The organism is Nocardia sp. NPDC005366 (assembly GCF_040606855.1).
In the GTDB taxonomy this organism is placed as follows: Bacteria; Actinomycetota; Actinomycetes; order Mycobacteriales; family Mycobacteriaceae; genus Nocardia.
Map to the genome: position 1 here is coordinate 1 of NZ_JBEXFQ010000087.1, position 4,034 is coordinate 4,034.

The window sequence follows — 4,034 nt, forward strand, 5'->3', positions numbered from 1 at the left end:
CTCGCTAATTCTCTAACGCTTCGCTGATGTTAGAGAATTAGCGAGCGGACGGGGGCAGGCGAGTGATGGTTACGTGAGGAGGAAGGGAACGGAAGAGAGGGACCAGAAGGGGGAGGGAGACCATAAGAGGAGGGTTGAGAGCGTGGGTGCGTCGAGGTGTGAGAGTGGCGTTTAGAGCACGCGGGGGAGGGGATGGACAGGATCGGGTAGGGCGTGTGCGGGAACGCGGTGGGGGAAGAGATGACCACAAGAGGAGGGTGAGGCTTCCGGCGACGGTTACCTCTTAAGAGGGGAAAGTTGAGGCTTGTGTATCAAAAGCCTTGATGCCTAGGCATCATCGGAATGAGGCGTTGGAGACACGATCGCGGTTTCCCTCTTATGAGGGGAAATGTTCAGCTATCGGGATGCCCGCGCGGCGGCTCGCGGCCGAGCGGTGCGGGTGTGTACCAGAGTTACCTCATAAGAGGTGAGAGTTGGCGCGTAGGCATCAAGTGACAGACTCTCGGGCGGCAGCGACACTTACCTCTTATGAGGGAAAAATTGAGGCATGGGAGTCGATCCGGCGGTTGATGCCTAGGACTCAACTTGACGCATATGCATCAAGTTTTGGTGTCCAGAATCTGGACACTGTCCTGGTGATCGGTGGCGGTCAGACTTACCTCTTAAGAGGGGAGAACTGGTCGAGTGGGGACCGAGTCGCCGCAGTGTGGTTCCAGTCTCGGAGTCACCGCATAAGAGGTAAAACTAGCGCATAGGCATCAAGCGACCGGTTCGCGGGCAGCGGCGGGAGTTACCGCGTAAGAGGGAAGATGGTCGGGTGTGGGCGGATCGAAAATTACCTCGTGAGAGGTGAGAACGAGCGCGTAGGCATCAACCAGAAGTCCAGAAAACTGGACAGTGCCTGAGGTGGCTTCGGAGCACTTACTTCTTACGCGGCGAATCCGTTGCCGGAACAAGGCCATCGCGACGGAGCATGCGACTTGAGGCGTAGGCATCAAGGCAAGGAGGCCGCATCGTTGGGATGTCCAGTCCGCACCATCGACCTGCTCTGTGGAACCGAGCTGCAGACGTTTCGTGGTAGGCAAGGTGCCGAGCTCGACCGGCTGTGTCCATAATTGGCACGCCGATGCCAATCTCGTCCTGTGAGGTACACGGTACGATTCGCGGTGAGCGGTGCCGACGCAATAGGATCTATACCGTTTCTAGTGTGTGCAGAGATGACCGCGGCTAGGCTTCATACGTGACATTTCCGGAGGCTCCGATAGACATTATTCAGGATTTTATTACTCGCTATGTCAAGGAATATGACTTTTATGACACAGCTGCACGTCTGGTAAAAGAGGCGCTTGAGTCCGGTCTGCAAGCAGCCGGGGTGCGTTGCATTGTTACTCATCGCCCGAAATCGATTGCTCGACTTGAGGCGAAGTGCCGTCAACGTTTGCCGGAAAAGAAGTACGAAAAGGTTGATGACATCTTCAATGACATAGTCGACCTCGCCGGGGTTCGTGTAGCGCTGTACTTCCCTGCTGAGCAGGGCGAGGTAGATAAGCTCGTCACCAATCTGTTTGTGCAACTGGAACCCAAGAAAGAGTTTCCAAAGAAGGACGCAGAGAGGCCGGGCAAGAGATTTTCGGGATATTCTGCCGTTCATTATCGTGTGCAACTGAAAGAAAATCATCTTCCGGAACCTGATAAGCGCTACGCGTTGGCGAGAGTTGAGATTCAGGTTGCCTCGGTTTTAATGCACGCATGGTCAGAGGTGGAGCATGACTTGGTATACAAACCGATAGGTGGTGACTTATCCGAAGATGAGAACGCGCTCCTCGATCAGTTAAATGGTCTAGTCCACTCTGGTGAGATCGCGCTAGAGCGGCTCCAAAAAGCAGGCGAGAGGCGAATCGACGAAACTCAACGAAAGTTTAGAAATCACTTTGAGTTGGCCGCTTACCTTCTCGGCCAACTCAGAAAGACAATCGATGGACCGGTTAGCGACTCGGGGCTCGGGCGGGTGGATAATCTATTCGAGTTCCTGGTTCGAATAGGAATTGATACACCTGAGCTCTTGAATCCATCTCTGGATAGTCTTCATGGGAATGTAGAGGTACGCTCGCTCGCGGAACAAGTAGTAGACGCACTCCTTGTACAGGACCAGTCGCGATATGAAGTCTACCGGGTCATACAGTCTGAAAACCGACGGTCTGCGGTAGAAGATGACGAGTCCGAGATGCATCTTTTGGTTGGGCAGTTTATATCCACGTGGGGGGAGCTGGAACATATCGTTCGACGTTATATTTGGCCGCTGGACATGAAGGGGAAAAGGACGAAGCCGCTGATTATGCTTTTGCAAGAGCCTATTATTGGCGGCCTGCTTGATGAAGAGATGTTATTCAAGATTAATCAGTTGCGACTGGTGAGAAATGAAATTGTCCATAATCAGACAAACTATGACTTTCAACCCGGAATTCTGCAGGAGTCGGTGATTCAACTCAAGTCTGTCGTTGCTGAGCTACGTAGGCGGTACAACCCTGGCAACGCCTCGGAATTACCCGATTTATGACAAGGGAATTCAATGCCAGCACCGCTTCGGGCTTCAAGGAAGACTGCTGAAGTCTTGGGGCCAATCTGGGGCCACACGGTGTGAGCAGCCATGAACGACCAGCGCATTCGCATGATTGCTCGCACGTTGATTGTTATGCCTGACGTGCGAAGGTGCGAGTAGCCGTGGTCTGGGGGTCAGGTGGTCGCAGGTTCAAATCCTGTCAGCCCGACAGTGTAAACCCCTTCCGACCTGGGTCGGAAGGGGTTTTCTCGTTTCCGGAGAGACGTCGGGATTTGAGCGTTCTCACATAAATCTCACGTTTTCGATCCCGGTCCGCGTGCCCAGGCTTCGAGTACGGCGCGGTTGTCGGGCACGGTCTCGGGCACGTCGATGTAGTGGGTCTTGGCGACCTCGCGGGTGTTGCCGAGTTGGCGGGCGGCGCGTTCGGGGTTGTCGTAGGCGTTGTCGACCGCGGTGGCCACGCCTTTGCGGAAGGTGCGGGGGATGATCGGAGTCCGTGCCGACGGCCGCAAAGAGCTCGTCGCGCTGGCCGACGGTTACCGCGAATCGACCGAGTCGTGGGCCGATCTGCTGCGTGGCTGCCGTCGCCGCGGCATGGCCGCTCCCGTGCTTGCGGTCGGTGACGGCGCGCTCGGGTTCTGGAAAGCGTTGCGCGATGTGTTCCCGACCACCCACGAGCAGCGCTGCTGGTTCCATAAATCGGCGAATGTTCTTGCCGCGCTACCGAAATCGGCGCATCCCGGTGCGATCGCGGCGATGAAGGACATCTACAACGCCGAGGACAGCGACAAAGCGCAAATCGCGGTGAAAGCCTTCGAAATCGACTACGGCGCAAAATATCCCAAAGCCGTCGCGAAAATCGCCGACGATCTCGATGTGCTGCTCGAGTTCTTCAAGTATCCGGCCGAGCACTGGATCCATCTGCGGACCACGAACCCGATCGAGTCCACCTTCGCTACCGTGCGGTTACGCACAAAGGTCACCGAAGGGCCGGGCTCACGCGCGGCTGGAATTGCCATGGCCTACAAGCTGATCGAGGCCGCACAAGGCCGCTGGCGCAAGGTCAACGCACCCGAACTGGTCGCGCTCGTCCGTGCCGGTGCCCTGTTCCACAAAGACAAGCTGCTCGAACGCCCCCGCGACATCACCCCGACATCACCAACCGACCCCGCCGACACCACCCGAACGGAGATTGCCTAAAACTTGCCAATCCACAGGATTTGACAATATCTCGCTCCGGCTCGGCTGTCTCTGGTCACCGTGTGCCACTCCCGGCGGTGGTGGTGGCTTCGACAAGGTCATCATTTACTATATTTTTCAATCTGATTCGACCGACACAGTAGGGCTAATGTATGGTTACCGTCCTTCCGTCTATGTGCGACTCCGACAGGGGTGACTGACATTGCGGATCCGGTATCACGATCCGTAGCATTTGCGAGGTGAGCGATACGGGGGACGCTTCGAGTTCGGGGCA

The 4,034-nt window shown here is 56.1% G+C and carries 2 protein-coding genes and 1 pseudogene; 2 read left to right on the forward strand and 1 reads right to left on the reverse strand.

Annotated features, from left to right (window positions below; all coding sequences use genetic code 11):
- Nucleotides 1-1,240: 1,240 nt before the first annotated feature.
- Nucleotides 1,241-2,557, forward strand: coding sequence for a RelA/SpoT domain-containing protein (locus ABZS43_RS36450; protein WP_355040572.1), 1,317 nt, complete (start codon nucleotides 1,241-1,243; stop codon nucleotides 2,555-2,557).
- 296 nt (nucleotides 2,558-2,853) lie between these two features.
- Here the strand turns inward: ABZS43_RS36450 and ABZS43_RS36455 are convergent, their stop codons facing one another.
- A complete protein-coding gene (locus ABZS43_RS36455; protein WP_355040573.1) occupies nucleotides 2,854-3,072 on the reverse strand; it encodes a hypothetical protein in 219 nt (72 codons plus the stop codon).
- Between ABZS43_RS36455 and ABZS43_RS36460 the strand changes: the two are divergent.
- Nucleotides 3,044-3,760: pseudogene (locus tag ABZS43_RS36460) on the forward strand (IS256 family transposase); the annotation flags it as partial. The gene ABZS43_RS36455 and the pseudogene ABZS43_RS36460 overlap by 29 nt on opposite strands.
- Between the last annotated feature and the right edge of the window lie 274 nt (nucleotides 3,761-4,034).